Below are 20,512 nucleotides of genomic sequence, written 5' to 3' on the forward strand. Positions count from 1 at the left end.
CTTGCTCAGGCGTAAGGCCCTCCGCCGAACCCATCAAGCTATTCAGGATGCTTCCCGCCCCCCGCGCCCAATGCGCCGGATGCGCAAGCAGCACCCTTTCCTGCTGCACCCGCACATCCCAAGATTCCGTGCAGCGCCGCACGCGCTCCTTCGGCTTCGTTGCCAGTGCCCAGCAGATCGACGATCAGTTTCACCTGCGATGCCGCCATGCCCTGGAGATAGTTGACTGCAGCCGATTGGACAAATGCGCTGGTGGAACCGGTCACATTCGCGCTGGCGGCTCCCGACAACGCCACCAAGATCAGCCCATACTTGCCACCCGCACTCCAGTCCTGCGCATGCTGCAGCTCGTCCAGAAGCGCCGTCATCTGCGCAGCATCAACCACCTTGCCGTTCTTAATCGCATCGGTTAAGGCTTTTTCCGCCGCTTGCTTTTCCTTCGCCCTATTCGTCGAAAACTGCCCCATCTGCCGCTGGGCTTCCGACGCGATATCAAAGCCCGCCTCGATCTTCTCTTTGTCAAAGATCGGTTTAAGCGCATTCAACGTATCCGACGTATCCCGGTTCAAGGACGTAATCGTCTCCGCGGCCGTTTTGCCGGTCAGCGCGACCTGCCCCGCCTCATCACGAATAACGATCGTGCCGCCGCTGATGCCGCTCTGGGTCGTAGAACTGCTGTTGCCGCTCGCGGCGACCACGATCGGTGTACCCATTCCAAAGCCGCTACTGCCGGTCGAAATGGACGTGCCCGCATCTTTGCTCGCGCCGCCTGCAACCTCGCCGCCCTTGGTTGTACCCAGGCCCGAGTCGCTAGCTTTAGCGCCGCCAAACCCGAATCCACCCCCGATCGACACCTGGCTACCGCTGTAGTGCGCCGTGTTCTTGAGATCTTCGGTGACTAGCGTCCCTGTGGTCAGTTTGTTGAGACCGTCGGCGACCGCCTTGTCGCTGCTGGCGATGACGCTGCCGATGAGCGTGGTGTTGTCCTTGACGTCGATCAGGAAGCCGCCGTCGCCTGCCCACAAACCCGTCTGCTCCGTCACGGTCTTGAAGTTGCTGTTCATCTTGCCAGTGCTGGCGTTGGCCGAGACACTGCTCGAGCCCGCGCAGTACGGGGGGATGCACAGCGTCAGGCCGAAGCCCGCGCTTTTATTCTTGGAGTCGTATTTGCTGTTGTCCTGCAGGCTCTCAAGTAAGAGGTTGCCGCCGACCGACGCGATGATCTGGTCGGCCTTGGCTGCCGCCCCCTTGAGGGTGGTGTCGCCGCCGGACTGGATCGCCAGGACGTTGCCTGCGGTGACGTTGGTGTTGGTCCAGCTTTCGTCCTTGCCGTTGGCGTTGCCTCGGCCCACGGGCGCTCCCAGTTCGAGCGTCCACCCGTTTTGCTGGCCACCAGTGGACCACCCGATGCCGACGCTGGCGCTGCTGCGCCTACTATCTTGCCGTCGGCCTTTATGTGTCCGATCGTCGGCTCGATGGCGCTGCGCCGCTTCATCTTCGGACGATCATAAGTTTTGCCGACCTAACTTAATCCACCCACCTCACCTCAAAATCAGCTAGCTGGACTTGAAGCCCAGCCTCATGCTCGAACCAGTAGTCGAAATACTCAGCATCACTTTTCTTAAGGTAAACATAATAACCACCAGTGTCACCACCCCGGTCATCATCAATAGAAATCTCCCAGCCAGAATATTCGCCAGATACAACATAACCCTTCCGAATGATAGTCACATTTACATCCTAATCCGCATAAGGAACATGATTATTAGAGATATATTTTCCAGTCACAGGGTCTTTAACTCCAAAATGCACATGTGGAACTCCCGGCTTGTGTGCTCCTGATAAGGATCCTAGGTCTATACGGAATTCCCTGCTGCCATCAGCGCTCTGGAATACCCCAGATCCAGGTTTACCGATTTCCTTATACTCGGGACCGAGATATTTTTGCCCAGCAGCTAGGGCCTCATCGGTTGTAAGCGTCATGGAGCTCGTGAAGTTCTTCTTACCGGATAGCGTTTCAGCAATAACTTGATCTATTCGCTGCCGAGCACGCACATCCAGTTGAATCTGCTTTTCAGCATTAACAAATGTATTCCAGTTGTCAGTAGGACCAGCGAGGGGCGTACGGGGTGTCGAAGTCGCTTTCGCGCCTCCCACCCTCCCCACGTCAAGCGCCTTATCTGTCTCCGCGAACACATGTATTGTTTGGCCGCCTTTCTTGATCATCCCGCCAGCCAGAGGCACAAGACCGATCGCCGCGAAATATCGATTTGCCTCATCGCCGGTCGCCATCCTCCCCGTCACCAGCTCGTAAAGCGCGCTGGCACTTGATACTCCTGGAGCCAGATCCAGCACCACTTGCGCAAGCTCGTCGGCCTTCTTTTTAGTCATATCAGGGTAGTGGGTCATCGTAAGAACTTCGTCATACGACGCCGCCATCCGATCGGCTTCAGCCCACCCTGCCTGCAAGCAGCCATTGTCATTGCCGCACTCTGCCTCCAGGCGCCCCACGAGCTCGGCCTTCATCCGGGCAACCTTGTCGCGGTTCCTGTACTGGCTGTTGTTCTCCACCTCTATGCGTGCCGCAAGCTCGGCGGGCACCGCCGCATTGGGATCAATCGACGCCGCTATGCCCGCGACGATGCTGGAAATCAAATTGGTGCGCGCCTGAGCTTCTTCGGGAGTCAGGTATTTGCCTTGGACTCCGTCCATGCTCTCCAGCAGCTTGTTCAGCACAACGCCTGAAAGCGCGCCAGCCCCGCCCGCACCGCACGATGCGCCTTGTGCTGCAGCGCCGGCGCAGCCCAATACCGCATGCAGCGCGGCGTGGCCGACTGAGCCCTCGCCACCTAGCGCGCCGCTCAACTCCTTGATTTGGGCTACGCCAAGGGTTTGCAGATAATTGACAGCCGCAGCCTGAACAAATTGGCTTGTGCCACCGGTCACGTTTCCGCTGGCCGCGCCCAGAACGATCGCCCCCCACTGACTATAGGTTCCCCGCGCGCCCCACTTGCTTTCCAGATCGGCATATTCCTGGGCTGCTTTAGCGCGCTCCAAATACGGAAGGGATGGATCTTCCGAGCGCTCCTTGGCTGCTTTTATTTCCTTCGCCCGGTTCGTCAAAAACTGGCCCGCCTGACGCTGGGCTTCCGACGCGATTTCAAACCCCGCCTCGATCTTCTCCTTGTCAAAGATCGCCTTAAGCGCATTCAACGTATCCGACGTATCTCGGTTCAAGGACGCAATCGTCTCCGCGCCCGTCTTGCCGGTCAGCGCGACCTGTCCCGCCTCATCACGAATAACGATCGTGCCGCCACTGATGCCGCTTCGCGTCGTTGAACTGCTATTGCCGCTCGCCGCGACCACAATCGGTGTGCCCATTCCAAAGCCGCTACTGCCCGTGGAAATGGACGTGCCCGCATCTTTGCTCGCACCGCCGGCAACCTCGCCGCCCTTGGTGGTGCCCAGGCCTGAGTCGCTGGCTTTAGCGCCGCCAAACCCGAACCCACCCCCGATCGACACCTGGCTGCCGCTGTAGCGCGCCGTGTTCTTTAGATCTTCAGTGACCAGCGTCCCAGTCGTAAGTTTGTTGAGACCGTCGGCGACCGCCTCGTCGCTGCTGGCGATGACGCTGCCGATGAGCGTGGTGTTGTTCTTGACGTCGATCAGGAAGCCGCCGTCGCCTGCCCACAAACCCGTCTGCTCCGTCACGGTCTTGAAGTTGCTGTTCATCTTGCCGGTGCTGGCGTTGGCCGAGACACTGCTCGAGCCCGCGCAGTACGGAGGGATGCACAGCGTCAGGCCGAAGCCCGCGCTTTTGTTCTTGGAGTCGTATTTGCTGCTGTCCTGCAAGCTCTCCAGCAACAGATTGCCGCCGACCGATGCGATGATCTGGTCGGCTTTGCCCGAAGCGCCTTTAAGCGTGGTGTCGCCGCCGGACTGGATCGCCAAGACCTTTCCTGCGGTGACGTTGGTGTTGGTCCAGCTTTCGTCCTTGCCGTTGGCGTTGCCTCTTCCCACGGACGCACCCAATTCGAGCGTGAAGCCGTTTCGCTGCCCGCCAGTTGTGTAGCCGATACCGACGCTCGCGCTGCTGCTCTTGCTGGTGGTCTTTTGCTCGAAGGCGTTGCGCGCGGCTTCCAGCACGATGTCGCCTTCGGCTTTAAGCACCGCGTTGTTGCCGGCCGACAGCGTAGAGCCGGTGACAGTGATGTCCGAGTCCTTGCCCGCGCCTTGCGCAACGATGGTCAGGTCCTTGCCTGCGGCGACGGTCGACCCGAAAGCGTTTGATGCGTTGCGATCGGTCGTGCTGCTGCTCTTGCTGGTGCCCAGGCTGAGTTTGATGCTGACGCCGCCAACCTTGTCGATTTGGTTGGAGGAGCCCGGCTTGGCGGCTTCAGCCGCAGCGGCCGCCTTGGAAGACGCTTGCACCGCGTCGTAGGCATTGACTGCCGCCAATCCTGTGGTGACTCCCGCCAGGCCCTGCATGACGGCGTTGTCTGACTTGCCCGCCGCATCGGCCATGCGCACGCCAGTCTGCACGGCGCTGACGATAGGGTTGCTCGCCGTGAGCGTCAGCCCCGACTGCTTGATCTCATGGAATTCGCGCTCCTGGGTCGTATCCAACGCCGCGCCGATGTTGACTTCCTTGCCGATCAGCGTGATGTCGCCTTGGCGCGCGATGACGTTGCTGCCGGTGATGTTCAGCGCGTTGCCGGCGTTGATCAGGACATCGCCTTCTACGCTGCCGACGGTGCTGGCGTTGTGGAAGACTTTTTTGCTGTCCAGCGAGTCGGTCTGTTTGCTGGTGCCAAAGCTGAACCCGCCCATGGCGCCAAAGCCGGACTTCTTGACCATCTTGTAGTCGTAGCTGTCCTGGGCATTTTGGCCGGGCAGGATGTTGACGTCGCGCTCGGCCGACATCACCAGGTCCTTCTGCGCGCCGACATTCGAGCCCGATACGTTCAAGTCGCGGCCCGCCATCAGTACGGCGGTATCGCCGGTGAAGGTGGTGGCCAGGGATTGCTCCCAGTCGCGGGCCGTCTTGGTGTGCGTCGTCTTCGACGACATGAACCCTTTGGTTTTGTAATAGGTCTCGTCGTACGCCGAGCCGGTCTGCACGCCCGCCGTCAGGTTGATATCCCGACCCGCCCCAACGGCAAGCTGTTCGCCTGCCGTGACATCCGCGGCGCGGGCATTGACGTCCTGCCCTGCGATCAGCGTAAGGTTGCCGTCTGCCGCGATGGATGAACCGACTTCCGAGCTGGTGCTCAGGTCGTGCCGGTTCTTCTTGTTGCGGACCAGCGATTCGCCATGGCTTTCCTGCAGCGCGGCCAGGTTGATGTCGCGGCCTGCTTGCAAGCGCGCATCTTCCGTGGCCGTGACTTGTGCTGCCGTCAGGTTGATGTCGCGGCCGGCTTGCAGGCTGAGGTCGCCGGCGTCTACGCGGGAGACGCCCGAGACGTAGGAACCCCAGGTGGCGCCATTGTTTTCGGACGCGGACGTGGAAGTCAGCGCGATGTCGCGGCCGGCCGACAGGGCAACGTTGTCGCCCTTGATGAGCGAGACCAGATTGGTCAGGTCTTCGCGCGCGGCGAGGTCGACGATGGCGCCCTGGATCAAGCCGCCAGCCTGGTTGACGATGTTGGAGGCAGTCATGACGGTGGCGTCGCGGGCGCCGATGGTGCCGCTGTTGGTGATGTCGCCGTCGGCGGCGAGTTTGACGTCGCGGCCGGCCATGAGGGTGCCGTCGCCCTGCAGGTCGCCTTCGCGCACCAGGAGGTAGACCTGCGGGACCAGCACCGTCTCGGTGGTGCCGTCGGGCAGTGTGACGGTCTGCTCGACGAGCCAGACGAGGTCGGTGGTGAGTTGGCGTTGCTGCGCTTCGGTCAGCGCGGCACCGAGCTTGATGCCGTTGCTCAGCGCGAACTGCGCGCCGTTGGCGAGCAGCTGCTTGTACTGGCTGTCGTTGTCGCCAAAGCCTTCCAGGAAGCGCTGGCCAGTGGTGGCCAGGATTTGGTCAGCGACGAGCTTTTGTTCGTAGAAGCCGTCGCCCAGGCGACGGGGCTCACCGGACGGGGTCAGAAATTTGGCGCCGGCGGGGATCAGGGCGTTCAGGCCGCCGGGAGTGTTGCCCAGGCCTGTATTGATGGCGCCGGATGCGCCGGCGTTGCCGACGGGCGCGCCGGGTTGTCGCAGAAGCCCGAACAGGTAGTTGCTGGAGACGGACTCGCGGTTGCCGATGAAGCGCGGGTCGGTGGCGACGACGTAGGGTGCATCGGGCGTGCCGTTGACGGCGAACAGTTGGCTGTCGGGGATCGTGGCCGGGTTGGAGACGGTGCGCACGACGTTGCCGCTGGGCAGACCGAGGCTGGCGATCAGAACCGGGCCGGTTGCGGTGGCGCCGTTGGCGCCGGGCGCCGCGCCACTAAGGGATACCGACAGATTGCCACCGGAGGTGCCGACTGGCAGCTCGATGGATTCGGCGGTCAGGGTGCGGTTGTAGGGCTCGGAATATTCCTTGCGGTCGCTATCTCGGGCCTGGGTGACCGTGGCGGTGCCGATGCGTGTGATGACCCGCTGACCGCCGGCGCCAATGTTGTTGATGGCGGGGCCGCTGACCGACAACGTGCCACCGGCCGCAATCTGGCTCTTATCGCTTGTAACGGTGCCGACGAGCGTCATTGCGCCGCCAGACAGGATCTTGCCGGGATCGGAAGAGACGGTGCGGGTCTCGGTGATGGTCTCTTCGACTTCGTAGTACGTGAAGGTGCCCACCAGCCGCGTGCGGAAGTCGGCATTGAACTCACGGACACGCTTATCCAGTTCCAGGAACGCCGCTTTATAGGCCTCATAGGCATTCTGATAGGCGAGGCGCTGAGCAGCCTCTTCCACACACCTGGGATGATTGCTGAGGCAAGGCGCGCTGGGTTCCTGCCAGTCGGGAAGCGGAGCCGGAGGCGTCACGCCGAAGACCGCCCATATCGGCGCGTCGAGGCCGAACACGAATTTTTCCGGTATGTCATAGCACTCACCGGCGTCTCCGCCGCCGCAGACGTAGCGGGAGGGCACATACGGCAGGGTGACGGGAGTGCTGACTCCTGCCTGGCCTCTGCCGCCGAGCGAATAGTCGAACGGCGGGCCATAGCGTTCATAGGGGTACTTGGTGGACGACAGCAGGAACCTGCGCTCGGGGTCGTCGTCCAGCCAATCCGGCGTCTTGCCGCACAGCGCCGTGACTTCGTCGCACAACCAGTGCGTCTCCATGTCGTACATGTCGGTCGTACCCGCCGGCGTCACGTACAGTTTGGGCACCTTCTGGACCGGCACAATCTCGCTGGTGTAGTTCGTATTGATGTTCTGCAGCGATGCCGCGGAAATCACCGCATTGCCCGCCGCCTCAATGGTGGCTCCCGCATTCACGAGCGATGCGGCCTGCCCAACCGCCTTGCCCGTCGCATCCAGCGCGCTACCGATGCGCAGATCCGCGCCGGCATAGATCAGGCCATGCTCCTTGTTCACGAGCGACCCGACGCCGATATCCAGATCACCCCGCGACGCGATCACCGCGCCGCCTCCCGGCCCCGAACCGTTGACCAGTTCTCCGGCGCGGATGGCGATGGTGTTGCCATAAATGCGGCCGAAGTTGTCGACCCGGCCTGCGTTGATGGTGGTCGAGCCGCCGTCGATGAGGCCGGAGTTGGTCAGCCCGTTGGTGACGTTGATGGTGTTGTTGCGCCCGGCGAGCAGTTCGCCGCTGGTCTGGTTGTTGAGCGAGTTGGCCGTGATGGACAGGTCGCGGCCGGCGCTGACCGTGGCGCTGTTGTCCATGTTGCCGCCCACCGACATCGTCAGGTCGCGGCCCGCGGCGATGTCGCCGGTCTGGTTGAGCGAACCGGTGTAGGTGAACGAAAGATCCTGCGCGGATTGCAGCAGGCCCAGGCCTTGCAGCGCCTGGATCGTGACGGCCAGGCGTTCGCCGGCCAACACCTTGCCCTGGGCGTTCTTCAGCACCGCCGCCTTGACCGTCGCGTAGCGCCCGGCTGCGATTTCGCCGCCGGTGTTGTCGAGCTCTCCGGTGTCGAGGGTCAGGTCTTGGCTGGCGCTGATGGAGCCGGCCTGGTTGTTGATCCCGCCCGCAACGATGGTGGCGGTTTTGGCGAGCACGCCTTTGGGCGGTGCTCCGGCCGCGGTCAGCGTGGCGTGGTTGTCCAGGCTGGCGGCATTCAGGGTCAGGGTGTCGTCGGCCTGGATCAGGCCGCCTTGATTGTTGACGGCGCCGGTCGCGGCCAGCGTCACGTCCGAACCCGCCAGCGTGCCGCCGGCATTGCCGACGCGCGCAGCGTCGATGCGGGCGTCGCCCGCGGCGGCGATCAGGCCGTTGGTGTTGTCGAGTTCACCGCCCAGTTTCAGCGTGGCGTCGCCTGCGGACGTCAGCTTGCCGCCTTGGTTGCGCAGGTTGACGGCGTCGATGTCGAGGCTGCCGCCGTGCAGCACCGCGTTGCGCGTGGTGATGTCTCCGGGCGACGTGAGCGCGAGCTTGCCGATGGACGACAGGTTGCCGTTGGACAGGTCCATGCCGCCTGCCGTCAGTGTCATGTCCTTGCCGGCCGCGCTGACGCCGGGGTGCGTGATGAAGGCTGCGGTGAGGTTGACGCTGCCGGGCAGGCTGAGCGTGCCGTCTTCGCCGACGCCGGCGATGAAGCGGCCGGAGTTGGTCAGCGCGTTAGACGCCGTGGCGGTGAGGTCGCCGCCGGCGAGCACGGAGCCGGTGTTGTTCAGACCGGACTCTGAAGTCAGACTGGCGGCGCCGGCTGCGGATACTACGCCTGCGTTGTGCAGAAGGCCGCCGGATTCGAGGTCGATGTTGGCGGCTGATTGGATGCGGCCGTCGGCCGTGGTGGTCAGCGCTCCCTTTGCGTCGACGGTGACGTTGCCCGCCTGCGTGGCGGCAATGCCGCCGAGCGTGGCATCGGTGCCCGCGCGCAGCGTCATGCCTTGCCCCGCTGCCGCGGAACCCATTGTCTTCAGGGCGCCACCTGCGGTGGCGGTCAATACCGCGCCGGCCTGTTGGGTCGACGCGGCGCCCGTCACGAGGTCGCCGCGCAGCGTGGTGAGCGTCAGGTCGCCCTGCAATGCGGCGACGGTGCCGTCGATGGTCATGCCGTCGCTCGCCGTGAGCGTCTGCGCGACGCCGGCCAGCATGCTGCCGGCCGCAAGCAATGTGCCTTGCGCGGTGGACGTGAGCGTGCCGGCGGCCTGTGCCAAGCCTGCCGCGCCGACGACGACGTTGCGGCCACTGAGCGTGAGGTTCGCGTCGCTGGCGGCCGTGCCGTCCACGCGTGCATCGCGCGCGGCGGCCAGCATCATGTCGCCGACCGACGCCAGTGCGCCAGCGGCGGCGAGGTCGCGTTGGGCTTGCGCGGTGAACGTGCCTGCGGCCTGCACCTGGCCGCCTTGCTTGACGGTCACGTCGCGGCCAGAGAGCAGCAAGTTGCCGGTGCCGGCCTCGCCGAGTGCGGCGGCAGTGCCGCCCAGGCGCGCATCGCCGGTCGCCGCGAGCGTCAGGCCGCCGCCCGCGACGATCGCGCCGTCGGACGCCAGGTCTCCGCTGGATGTCGCAGCCAGGTTCTGCGCGGCTTGCATGCGGCCGTTGGCGCCGACTTGCAATTGTCCGGCCGCATCGGCCGTCAGGTCGCCCACAAGGGCCGCGACCGTGCCGTCAATGCCGATATTCCGCGTGGCTGAGAGGCTGACGGGCGTGCCCGCCGTGATAAGGCCGGTCACGAAGAGATCGCGGCCCGCCTCGGCCTGCAGCACGCCGCCTGCGCCTGCCGCCGATTGGGCGGTGCCAACGCCTGCCGCCGATTGCGCGCTGCCTGCACCTGTCGCCGATTGGGCGCCTGCGCCCACCGCCGATTGCGCGCTGCCGACGCCTGTCGCCGATTGCGCGGTGCCGGCCGTGCCCGCGACGCGCAGATCCTGGCCCGCGCCCAGATGCAGATTTGCGCTGCCCTGCGCGAGTCCGTCCTGGCCCACCGTCAGGTCACCGCCCGCATCGGCGCGCAGCGTGCCGTTGGCGACCGTCTTGCCATTCAATTGGGCGTCGGTTCCAGCGGAAAGCTGGATGTTGGTTTCACCGGACACGGTGCCATTCGCAATCAGCTTCCCGCCAGCTTGGCCAGTCAGGTGCTGCGCGGACTGCAGGACGCTGTCCTTGCCGAGCGTGATGTCGCCGCCGCTGACGGCTTTCAGCGTGCCGGCGTCGGCCAGCACCGTGCCGTCCACGCGCAGGTTGCCTTGTGTGTTGATCTGCGCGGATTGCCCCGCGATCAACGCGCCCGCGAGCGATGCGTCGCCGGCAGCGATTGTGGCCGAGCCGTCCGCTTGAATGCGCGATGCGGACGACGCCGTCAGGGTCTCGCCCGCCTGCACCTGGAGATTGCCGGTGGCGAGCGTAGCGCCGTCGAGTTGAATGTTGCGCGCCGCTTGCAACGACAGGTCTTTCAGCGACGTGATCTTGCCCTTGCTTTGCAGGTCGCCGCCGGCGGTCAGGCCAAGGTTGCCGGCTGCGGCCACCTGGGATGTCGAACCGACGGAGACGTCGCCGCCTGCCGAGATGTTCATGCCGCCGGACGCGGCCGAGACCGTGCCGTCGACAGCCAGTGCTTTACCCGCCGTGAGCGTGGTGTCGCGGTTGGCGCGGAGCGTACCGGCCAGCGCCAGATCGCCGCCTGCCTTCGCGGCAACCGCGCCCTCGGCGTCCCACTGCGCGGGCGCGTCGATGCGAAGGTTGCGCGTGGCGTCGAGGGCGACGCGGCCGGTGGACGATCCCGTGCCCGTCACGCGTGCGTCGCGCCCCGCCAACAGCGTGATGTCGCCGCGCGCGCCGACGAGGCCGCCAAGGCTGAGGTCCGCGCCGGCACGGATCTGGGCGGATCCGCCCGATTGCAATTGTGCAGTCGCGCCGGCGGTCAGATCGCCGGCCGCCTGCGCCTGCAGTGCGCCTGCTGCGGTGACCTGGCCGGGGAGCACGACGTCACGTGCCGCCGTCAATGCAAGGGCGCCCTTGGCGGTGACCAGACCGCTGGCGTTCGTGCCGGCCTGCGCCGCCCCGCTGGTGGCGTTCGACGCGCCGCCTTCCGCACCCGCGCCGCCAGCGCCCGCATTGGAGCCGCCTGAATTCGATCCGTCCGAGCCAGAACCACCTGCATTCGAACCGCCCGAGCCAGCGCCACCCGCATTGCCCGCCCCTTCCGTACCCGATCCACCCGCCGGCGGCGTACCACCCACCGGCATATCCCCCCCAATCCGCAGATCGCGCCCGGACTCAACCCGCACATCCTGCCCGCCCATCAACAGCGAGCCACCCAGCGCCAAATCCTGCCCCGCCGCGACACGCAGCGCACCTTGCGTCTGCAACGCCCCTTGTGCGGCCACCTTCACGTCGCCCGCCGCATTCACATCAACCGAGCCGCCCGCGCCCACCACGCCGGTGATCCCAACATCACGGCCAGCGACAAGCGCCACATTGCCCGCGGCCTGCACCGCGCCGTCCACCGCCACATCACGCCCCGACGCCAGCCGCAGATCGCGGCCCGCCTGCATGGCGGCGCTGGGTGCGATGCGCACGTCACCGGATGCGCTGACCTCCAGATCGCCGGTCAGCGCGACCAGGTTGCCGCCCACGTTCACGCCGACGCCGGCCTCGGTGCCGATCAGGCGGATGCTGTTGGCGTACATGCCGCCCAGCGCCGCGGTGTCCAGCGCCACGACGGGCGCCGGACCTTCGCCCGCGCGGGCCGTCGCGTTGCCCGTCGCGTAGTCCACGCGCGCGGCGCCCGCCGTGACGTTGAGCCGGTCGGCCCAGACGCCGGCGTTGATTTCGAGCGTGCGGGCGATGAGGTCGACCTGGCTGGCCGCGGTGCCGTTCAGCCCCTCGCCTTCAATGCGCAGCTTGCCGCCGGCGACGTCCAACGCGATGTTGCCGTCAGGACCGACGTGCGGGCGGCCCGTGGTGAGCGTGGCGCGGTCCGCGTTCAGGAAGCCGCAGCCGTTGCAGGTGATGCCCGCCGGGTTTGCGACGATGACGTTGGCGCGGTTGCCGGCGACTTCCAGCGTGCCCATCAGTTGCGACGGGTTGGGCGCGGTGACCTGATTCAGGATGGTGGTGGCGCGCTGGTTGCCCAGCATGACGTTGCCGGCCACCTGGCCGGCCAATTGTGTCTGGCTGGCGCCGCCGCTGTTGTTCAGCACCACGCCCGACGGTCCGACGTTGAATTGCGTGTAGCGGTTGTTGGAGACCCCGCCCGCCGACGGCGGCGCAATGTTCACGACGGGCACGCCGTTGCTGACGCCCACGATCGGCTTCTGGCCGGGCACGCTCTTGTCGACCGAGATCGGCAGCGTCTGCGCCAGCAGGGGCGTCCAGACTTGCGTGAAGACGATGGACCAGACGATCAACGAACGAAGCTTGGACATCATGCGTACCTGACGGGGAACAGCGGATTCAGAACTCGAGCATCAAGGCCATCGCGATGACGGTCGATGCGGTTTTGAGCGATTCGGGTTTCTTCAACGGCCAGCCGGCGGACAGGTCGTAACTGGCGTTGACGTATGGGATGGAGAGGCGTCCGCGCAGGCCGGCGACGGCGCCGACCAGCGTGCGGCCGGAAAGATACGCGGCGGACGGGCCGCCCACGCGGCCCACGTCGACGCCGGTGTAGATCTGCTGTCCGGGAAGCCCGGTCAACGCGTCGAGGTTGAACGACAGGTCGTTGCGCAGCGTCCAGCCGTCTTCGGCGGCGAGCGTCATCTGGCCGTCGAAGCCGCGTACGGCGTAGCGGTTGCCGATCGTGAAATAGTCGGCGGGCAGGATGGCCGTCTTAGCGTGCTGGATCTGCCAGTTGGCCTGATAGGCCAGGGAGTGCTCGGCGATCTGGAACGGCAGATGCAGCCCCGCGTTGGCGGTGAGGATGGTGCTGCGCCCGTTCCAGTCGGGATCGCCGTAGACGTAGCCGGGTGCGTCGGAGAACTGCGGCAGCGTGCCACGCACGCCGCCGCCAATGTCGAGCACCGCGCGCCCGGCGTAATGGCGATGCCCGTAGCCGATTTCGTACCCGGTGACGTCGCGGCGCTGAACGTCGATGGCCACATCGTTCAGGGTGCTGTCGGTGCGCTTGCGCAACATGGTGAATGACAGATTGCCTTTGTAGGCGGTGCCGCGATACGGCACAACCGACGCGCCCGCCTGGATCTGCTTGGTGGTGCCGCCATAGACGATGGGTTCTTCGAAGCCCGCAACCGTCTGGCGGTACGTGGATTTGCTGGCGCCCGCGAAGACGGTCCAGTAGCCAAACGGCAGGCTGTAGTTGACGGAGGCCGCGCGTGTGTTGGAGTCGGCGTCGCGCCAATGCGCGTTGCTGTTCCACGAGACCGACAGCTGGTCGTATAGGAACAGCGGGGAATCCAGCGTCAGGCCGGCATTGATCTGGTATTTGCCGATGGTGTCCATGCCGCCGTTGTCGCCGCCCAGATAGCCATGCCAGCGCTTGCCCGTGCCGGGCTTGATGAGGATGTCGGAGTCGCCCGCGTCGGGGCCTGGCGCGATGTCGATGGCGGCGTCGGTCTGGCTGCCAAGACGCCGGATGTTCTCGAGCGCCTGGTCCAGGTCTCGCTGGTTCAGTTCGCCGCCCGGGCCCGTGGGCAGCGCCGTGCGCCACCAGCCGATGGCGCCCAGGCTTTGCACGGCGGAGATGCGGCCCGGCAGATACCGCAGCGTCAACGAGCCGGCCGCCAGCGATTGTTCGGGCACGACGACCCGCGCGGTGATCAGGCCCTCATCGAGCAGCAAGCCGATCAGGTGTTCCTGCAGCGCGCGCAGCCCGCTGCCGCCGACGCACTCGCCAAGCACTGCCACCATGGCGCTAGTCAAGCGTGTCGGCGGTTCAGCGCCCTCCCAGATGACTTCTCGCACGGCAAAGCACGGGCTTTCCTCCGGTAGCGCCAACTCGCGCGCGGCGTCCACGGACGGCGCCGACAGGATGTCGGGCCGCTCCGCCGCGCGGGCGCGGTGCGCGTCGATGTCTTGTTCCTGCCGGCGCTGGATTTCCGTTGCCGTAGGAGGTGTCTGCGGTGCCGGCTGGCCCAGGACGGGGCCTGCGCTTGCAGCCGCGAACACTGCCGCCCAGATCCCCTTTGCCAGCCAGCACTGCCGTGATCGCCTGCCGGGCCAAGTATGAACAGCCGCAAGGCGACGTTGGTGTACGCACCGCCGCGTCGGACCTGCCGCGTCCGCGCGTTGACCTGCATGGTTTTCGGGCATTTTTTGCTTAGGTGGGATAGGCGATGTGGGGAGTGCGCAGGCCTCAGGACCGTGTCTCTGTTGACATTTGTCAGAACAGCCTTCGCGAGGAACGCATTTGTAAATCGCCGCCCTAGCACACCGGAATCAGAGAAATCCGAAAGCTCAGACCGGGTTAACCCGAATGCACCCATATCCACAAATCGTCAATAATTCACCAACGTTTTGTCGCCGATCCGTCCCCTTGCCTGACTCACCCATGCCTGTATCCGTCCGGGACGCAATCGTTTCGTCTTCCCACCTCGCCTCGTCCGCTCCTGAGCTGTCCGAGGTCGAATTCGGCCTGATCATCGCGTCGCATGCGTTCAATCGCTGGATGGTGCGTTGCATGGCCTGCGCGGGACTGCCCGAACTCACGTCGCTGGACATCCTGGTGCTCAACCACGTGTTCCATCGGGGCCGGGGCAAGAAACTGGCGGACATCTGCTTCACCCTGAATGTCGAAGACACCCATCTGGTGAACTATTCGCTCAAGAAGCTGGAGCGTCTGGGCGTCGTTCAAAGCGCCAAGACCGGCAAGGAAGTGATCTACACCACGACCGACGCCGGCGCGGCCGCGATCCAGCGCTACGCCGAGGTGCGCGAGCAGTGCCTCGTCAAGCCATTCATCGACTCCCCCGCCGCAGACGACGCCAGCCATCAGTTGGCCAACACCCTGCGCGCCCTCTCGGGCCTGTACGACCAGGCTGCCCGCGCCGCCACCTCGCTGTGAGAATCCACGTTGTCTAGCACCACCGCTTCTTCTTCCGCTCCGCTGCTGTCCGTGCGCGGCGTCTCGGTCGACTTCAATACCGACACCGGCGGCTTTCGCGCCGTCGACAACCTGGATTTCGACGTGCGGCCCGGCCGCACGCTGGCGATCGTGGGCGAGTCCGGTTCCGGCAAGTCCGTCACGTCGATGGCGATCATGCGCCTGACCGATTACAACGGCGGGCGCATTTCCACCGGCCAGATCCTGTTCCGTGACGGCGACGATCGCGAGGTCGATCTGACCCAGGCCAGCGACGAACAGATGCGGGCGATTCGCGGCAACGACATCGCGATGATCTTCCAGGAGCCGATGACGTCGCTGAACCCGGTGTTCACGATCGGCGACCAGATCGTCGAAGCCATCATGCTGCACCAGCAGCTGTCACGCTCCGCGGCGCGCCAGTCCGCACGCAAGTTGCTGGAAAAGGTGCGCCTGCCCGACGCCGAACAACTGCTGGACCGTTATCCGCACCAGTTGTCGGGCGGCATGCGCCAGCGCGTGATGATTGCGATGGCGCTGTCGTGCCAGCCGCGCCTGTTGATTGCCGACGAGCCGACGACGGCGCTGGACGTCACCATCCAGGCGCAGATCCTGAACACCATCCGCGAGTTGCAACGCGACCTGGGCACGGCCGTCATCTTCATCACCCACGACATGGGCGTGGTGGCCGAGATGGCCGACGATGTGGTCGTGATGCTGCGCGGCAAGAAGGTCGAGCAAGGCACCGTTCAAGACATCTTCAACGCGCCCAAGCATCCGTACACGCGCGCGCTGCTGGCCGCCGTGCCGCGTCTGGGCAGCCTGACGGGCCGCGACCTGCCGCTGCGCACGCCGCAGACCGTGCTGGAAGGCGACACGCTGCGCGAGGTGGGCGAGACCCGCGAGCAGGACACGGCCAGCTACGACGAACCCGTGCTGCGCGTGGACAAGCTGACCACGCGTTTTGACGTGGGCCACAACCTGTTCGGCCGCGTAACGCACCGCGTGCATGCGGTGGAGCAGGTCAGCTTTGACGTCTATCCCGGCGAGACCCTGGCGCTGGTGGGCGAATCGGGCAGCGGCAAGTCCACCATCGGCAAGACCTTGCAGCAGCTGGTGGCGCCGACGTCCGGCGCCGTGCGCTACAACGGGCAGGATATTTTCTCGATGGACAGTGCCGGCCGGCAGCGCCTGCGCCAGGAAATCCAATACATCTTCCAGGATCCGTATGCGTCGCTGGATCCGCGCAAGACCGTGGCCTTCAGCATCGCCGAACCGATTCGCACGCATGGCCTGCTGACCGGTGAAGACGCCATCGCGCGCCGCGTGGGCGAGCTGCTGGAACAGGTGGGACTGAAGCCCGAACACGCCACGCGCTATCCCCATGAGTTCTCGGGCGGCCAGCGCCAGCGGGTGTGCATCGCGCGCGCGCTGGCCAGCAATCCCAAACTGATCATCGCGGACGAATCTGTGTCTGCGCTGGACGTGTCGATCCAGGCGCAGATCCTGAACCTGCTGATGGACCTGCAGAAGGATCGCGGGCTGTCGTATCTGTTCATCACGCACGACATGGCGGTGGTGGAAAAGGTCAGCCACCGGGTCGCAGTGCTGTACCTGGGCCAGATCGTCGAGCTGGGCACGCGCCGCCAGATCTTTGAATCGCCGCAGCATGCCTACACGCGCAAGCTGCTGGCTGCGGTGCCGGTGGCCGAGCCCGGCCGCCACATCGACACTTCCCTGATCGAAGGCGAGATCCCCAGCCCGGTGCGCCGGGTCGGCGATGAGCCTGCCATCGTTCCCCTCTTCGAGTTCGCGCCCGGCCATCAGGTCGCTCGCGCCGCCTGAACCTCTTTCATCCGTCGGTCCGACCCGATTTCCCGTCCCTGGAGGCGACCATGCAATTCCTTCGCACCACCCTCTCCGCCACCGCGCTGACCTTGGCCCTCGCCGCCGCGCTGCCCGTTTCGACGGCGCAAGCTGCCGGCACGCTGAACGTGGCCATCAACCAGGATCCGGGCAGCTGGGATCCGATCGACACCTTCGTGACGTTCTGGGGATCGGTCGGCAGCAATCTGTATGACGGCCTGACCATGCGCGGTGCAGACCTCAAGCTGCAGCCGGGTCTTGCCACCAGCTGGGAATACCTGGACGACAACAAGCGTCTGCGCTTCAAGCTGCGTGAAGGCGTCAAGTTCCACAACGGCGAGCCCTTCAACGCCGAAGCCGTCAAGTTCACCTTCGAGCGCCTGCTGGGCGCGGAAGGCGCCAAGGGCCCGCAGAAGTCGAACTACGACTCGATCGGCGAGGTCAAGGTGGTGGACGAGTACACGGTCGACTTCATCCTGAAGCAGCCGGATCCGGTGCTGCTGACCAAACTGGCAGGCTACGGCGCGATGATCGTGCCGCCGAAGTACATCACTGAGAAGGGCGAAGACAACTTCAACACGCATCCGGTCGGCACGGGCCCGTTCAAGTTCGACAGCTACCAGCCCAAGGTCAACGTGACGCTGGCGCGCAATGACGACTACTGGGGCGGCAAGCCGAAGCTGGACAAGGTCGTGTACCGCTTCATCGGCGAACCCGGCACGCAGGTCGCCGAGCTGCAGGCCGGCCGCATCGACATCGCCACGCTGATCCCGCTGGGCCTGATCGAAACGGTGAAGAAGTCGGGCAATGCAGACGTGATTTCCACCGGCGGTCCGGTGGCCTTCGCGCTGCGCTACAACACCAAGAACGGCATCACGCAGCACCGCGACGTGCGCCGTGCGCTGATCATGGCGGTCGATCGCGACGCCATCGTCAAGCAGCTGCTGCTGGGCCAGGCCAAGACGATCGCCAGCTTCCAGGGCCCGCAGTCGTTTGGCTTCAACCCCGAGCAAAAGCCCCTGCCCTTCAATCCCGCCGAAGCCAAGAAGCTGCTGGCCGCCGCCGGCGTGAAGCCGGGCGCCACGGTGCAGATCGACGTGCGCGGCAGCGATTCGAACTTCCGCGAAGTGGCGCAAGCCGTGTCGGGCTACCTGCAGGGCGTGGGCGTGCGCGCCACCATCAAGCCGTATGAAACCGGCGTGCTGCTAAACGACATCATCCCCGGCGGCAAGACCGGCGAAATGTGGCAGAACCAATGGGGCGGCTGGACGTACGACTACGACAACACCGCGTACCTGATGTACCACTCGGGCCAGAAGTGGAATCCGTACGACAACGACCCCAAGCTGAACGCCATGCTGGAAGCGCAGCGCACGGTCTATGACGTGAAGAAGCGCGAGGCGATGCTGCAGGAGATCGCCGCGTATGTGGCCGACCAGGCGCTGGAATTGCCGCTGTACAGCCTGAACACGATCGTGGGCGTGAACAAGCGCGTAAAGAACCTGGAAGTTCCGGGCGACATCCGCTTCCGTTTCGTCGAAACCGCCATTGAATAAGTCCCCCCGAGCGCTTCGCGCTTCCCCCAGGGGCATGCCTGCGGACCGGCAGAGCCCGGATCCGCGGCATCCCGCTGGCGGCAGTGCTCCGTTGAGGCATTGGTAACAGCTAGTGCCGCATTAACACCCTCTACCCGCCACGGTGCAAGCCGGGGCGGCGCCTTATGACCGGATTTCTCATTAAACGCGTGTTGCAGGCCGTCTTCGTGATCGTGGCCGTGACGCTGCTTGTTTCTTATGCCGTGCGCCTGACCGGCGACCCTGCTCTGATGCTGAGCCAGGGGTCGGGCAGCGTGACCGAACAGGACCTGGCCAACATCCGGCAGGCGCTCGGGTTGAACCGGCCGTTCCACGAACAATATCTGTCGTATATGCAGGGGCTGCTGCATGGCGATTTCGGGCGCAGCTTCATGGGCGGCACGCCGGTCGCCAAGCTGATCGGCGATGCGCTGCCCGCGACGCTGATGCTGGCGTTCACGTCGCTCCTCGTGTCCATCCTGATTTCGCTGCCGCTGGGCATCCAGGCGGCGATCAAGCGCGGCAAGGCGACCGACCAGGCCATCCGCATCTTGTCGCTGGTGGGCCTGTCCTTCCCCAATTTCTGGCTGGCGCTGATGCTGGTGCTGCTGCTGTCGATTACTTTCCCGCTGCTGCCGCCGTCCGGCTGGAGCGGGCCGGCCAGCCTGGTGCTGCCGTCGCTGACCATGGCTATCATTCTCAGCGCCACCAATATCCGGCTGGTGCGCACGACGATGCTGGAGACGCTGTCGGCGCAATACATCATGGTGGCGCGCAGCAAGGGTCTGAAAGAGCGCATCGTGTTGTACAAGCATGCGCTGCGCAATTGCGCCATTCCGCTGATCACGTATCTGGGCCTGCAATTCGGCGGCCTGATCGGCGGCATCGTCGTGATCGAGATGGTCTTCAACTGGCCCGGGCTGGGCACGCTGGCCTTCGACGCCATTTCCGGCCGCGACTATCCCGTGCTGCAAGGCACCGTCACGGTGCTGGCCACCGTCATCGTCCTGGTCAACCTGATCGTCGACATCGCCTACGGCATTGTCGATCCCCGTATTCGCACGCGCTGAGCATCATGCAGACAACCACTTCCCCCGCCGCACCCAAGGCCATGAAGCCGCGCAGCCGCTATCGCTCGCTCGAATTCGTGCTGGGCGCGCTTCTGACCGGCGTCATGGTCCTGCTGGTGCTGGCATCCGGCTGGCTGTTTCCGGACGGCGGCGAATCGATGGACCTGGCCGCCCGCCTGATGGCGCCCTTCTCTTCGGCCGCCCATCCCTTCGGCACCGATCCGCTGGGCCGCGATGTGCTGGCCCGCGTGATCGTCGGCGGCAAGATTTCGCTGCTGGTGGGTTTTGCCTCGGTGCTGGGCGGCGCGCTGCTGGGCATCGTGATGGGTCTCATCGCCGGGTATTACCGCGGCTTCTGGGACATGATCGTGATGCGTTTTGCCGACGTGCAGCTGGCACTGCCCTTCATTCTGGTGGCGATCACGTTCATCGCCATCCTGGGCGGCGGGCTGTTCAACGTCATCTTCTTCATGATCGTGTCGCAATGGGTGCAGTACGCTCGCCTGGTGCGGGCGCAGGTGCTAGCGTTGCGCGAGCGCGAGTTCGTGCTGGCCGCGCGCGCCTTCGGGGTGCGCGACCTGGCGATGATCCGCCACCACATCGTGCCCAACCTGCTGGGTCCGCTGGTGATCCTGATGACGCTGAACGTGGCCAACAACATCCTGCTGGAAAGCAGCCTGACCTTTCTGGGCCTGGGTGTGGATCCCATGATCCCGAGCTGGGGCGGTATGCTTGCCGACGGCCGCACGTACATGCAGACGGCCTGGTGGGTCAGCGTGTTTCCCGGGCTGGCCATCATGCTGACGGTGCTGGGCCTGAACCTGCTGGGCGACTGGCTGCGCGACCGCCTGGACCCGACCGGCAAGGTCTGAAGAATCGATCCGCGCCACGGGCCGGAAGGAATGTTGAG

The 20,512-nt window shown here is 65.1% G+C and carries 9 protein-coding genes; 5 read left to right on the forward strand and 4 right to left on the reverse strand.

Annotation, left to right across the window (positions count from 1 at the left end):
* Positions 1 to 38: 38 nt before the first annotated feature.
* The 4 genes from B3098_RS26555 to B3098_RS26570 form a co-directional block, all read right to left on the reverse strand.
* Entirely contained in the window at positions 39 to 1,409 is a 1,371-nt protein-coding gene (locus tag B3098_RS26555; RefSeq protein ID WP_224776695.1) for a hemagglutinin repeat-containing protein, read from the reverse strand.
* 118 nt (positions 1,410 to 1,527) lie between these two features.
* Entirely contained in the window at positions 1,528 to 1,731 is a 204-nt protein-coding gene (locus B3098_RS26560; RefSeq protein ID WP_286900118.1) for a hypothetical protein, read from the reverse strand.
* 9 nt (positions 1,732 to 1,740) lie between these two features.
* Positions 1,741 to 12,483 (reverse strand): hemagglutinin repeat-containing protein, encoded by a 10,743-nt coding sequence (locus B3098_RS26565; protein WP_286900120.1) that lies wholly within the window; start codon positions 12,481 to 12,483, stop codon positions 1,741 to 1,743.
* Between the two features lie 25 nt (positions 12,484 to 12,508).
* Complete coding sequence (locus B3098_RS26570) at positions 12,509 to 14,179, reverse strand: ShlB/FhaC/HecB family hemolysin secretion/activation protein (RefSeq protein WP_286900121.1); 1,671 nt, start codon at positions 14,177 to 14,179, stop codon at positions 12,509 to 12,511.
* A gap of 382 nt (positions 14,180 to 14,561) precedes the next feature.
* On the opposite strand from B3098_RS26570, the gene B3098_RS26575 reads away from it, so the two are divergent.
* The 5 genes from B3098_RS26575 (at position 14,562) to B3098_RS26595 (ending at position 20,474) form a co-directional block, all read left to right on the forward strand.
* Entirely contained in the window at positions 14,562 to 15,074 is a 513-nt protein-coding gene (locus B3098_RS26575; protein WP_054415947.1) for a winged helix DNA-binding protein, read from the forward strand.
* A gap of 9 nt (positions 15,075 to 15,083) precedes the next feature.
* Positions 15,084 to 16,937, forward strand: a complete 1,854-nt coding sequence (locus tag B3098_RS26580; protein WP_341767684.1) for a dipeptide ABC transporter ATP-binding protein — start codon at positions 15,084 to 15,086, stop codon at positions 16,935 to 16,937.
* A gap of 50 nt (positions 16,938 to 16,987) precedes the next feature.
* Positions 16,988 to 18,514 carry an ABC transporter substrate-binding protein gene (locus B3098_RS26585; RefSeq protein ID WP_286900125.1) on the forward strand — a complete coding sequence of 509 codons (1,527 nt, stop codon included), beginning with the start codon at positions 16,988 to 16,990 and terminating at the stop codon, positions 18,512 to 18,514.
* A 164-nt stretch (positions 18,515 to 18,678) separates the two neighbouring features.
* A complete protein-coding gene (locus B3098_RS26590; RefSeq protein ID WP_175183897.1) occupies positions 18,679 to 19,602 on the forward strand; it encodes an ABC transporter permease in 924 nt (307 codons plus the stop codon).
* Between the two features lie 5 nt (positions 19,603 to 19,607).
* On the forward strand, positions 19,608 to 20,474 hold the full coding sequence (locus B3098_RS26595; protein WP_175123556.1) for an ABC transporter permease: 867 nt from the start codon (positions 19,608 to 19,610) through the stop codon (positions 20,472 to 20,474).
* Positions 20,475 to 20,512 lie beyond the last annotated feature (38 nt).

Origin of the sequence: Achromobacter sp. UBA2119 (assembly GCF_002331005.1) — a bacterium.
In the GTDB taxonomy this organism is placed as follows: Bacteria; Pseudomonadota; Gammaproteobacteria; order Burkholderiales; family Burkholderiaceae_B; genus Achromobacter; species Achromobacter animicus.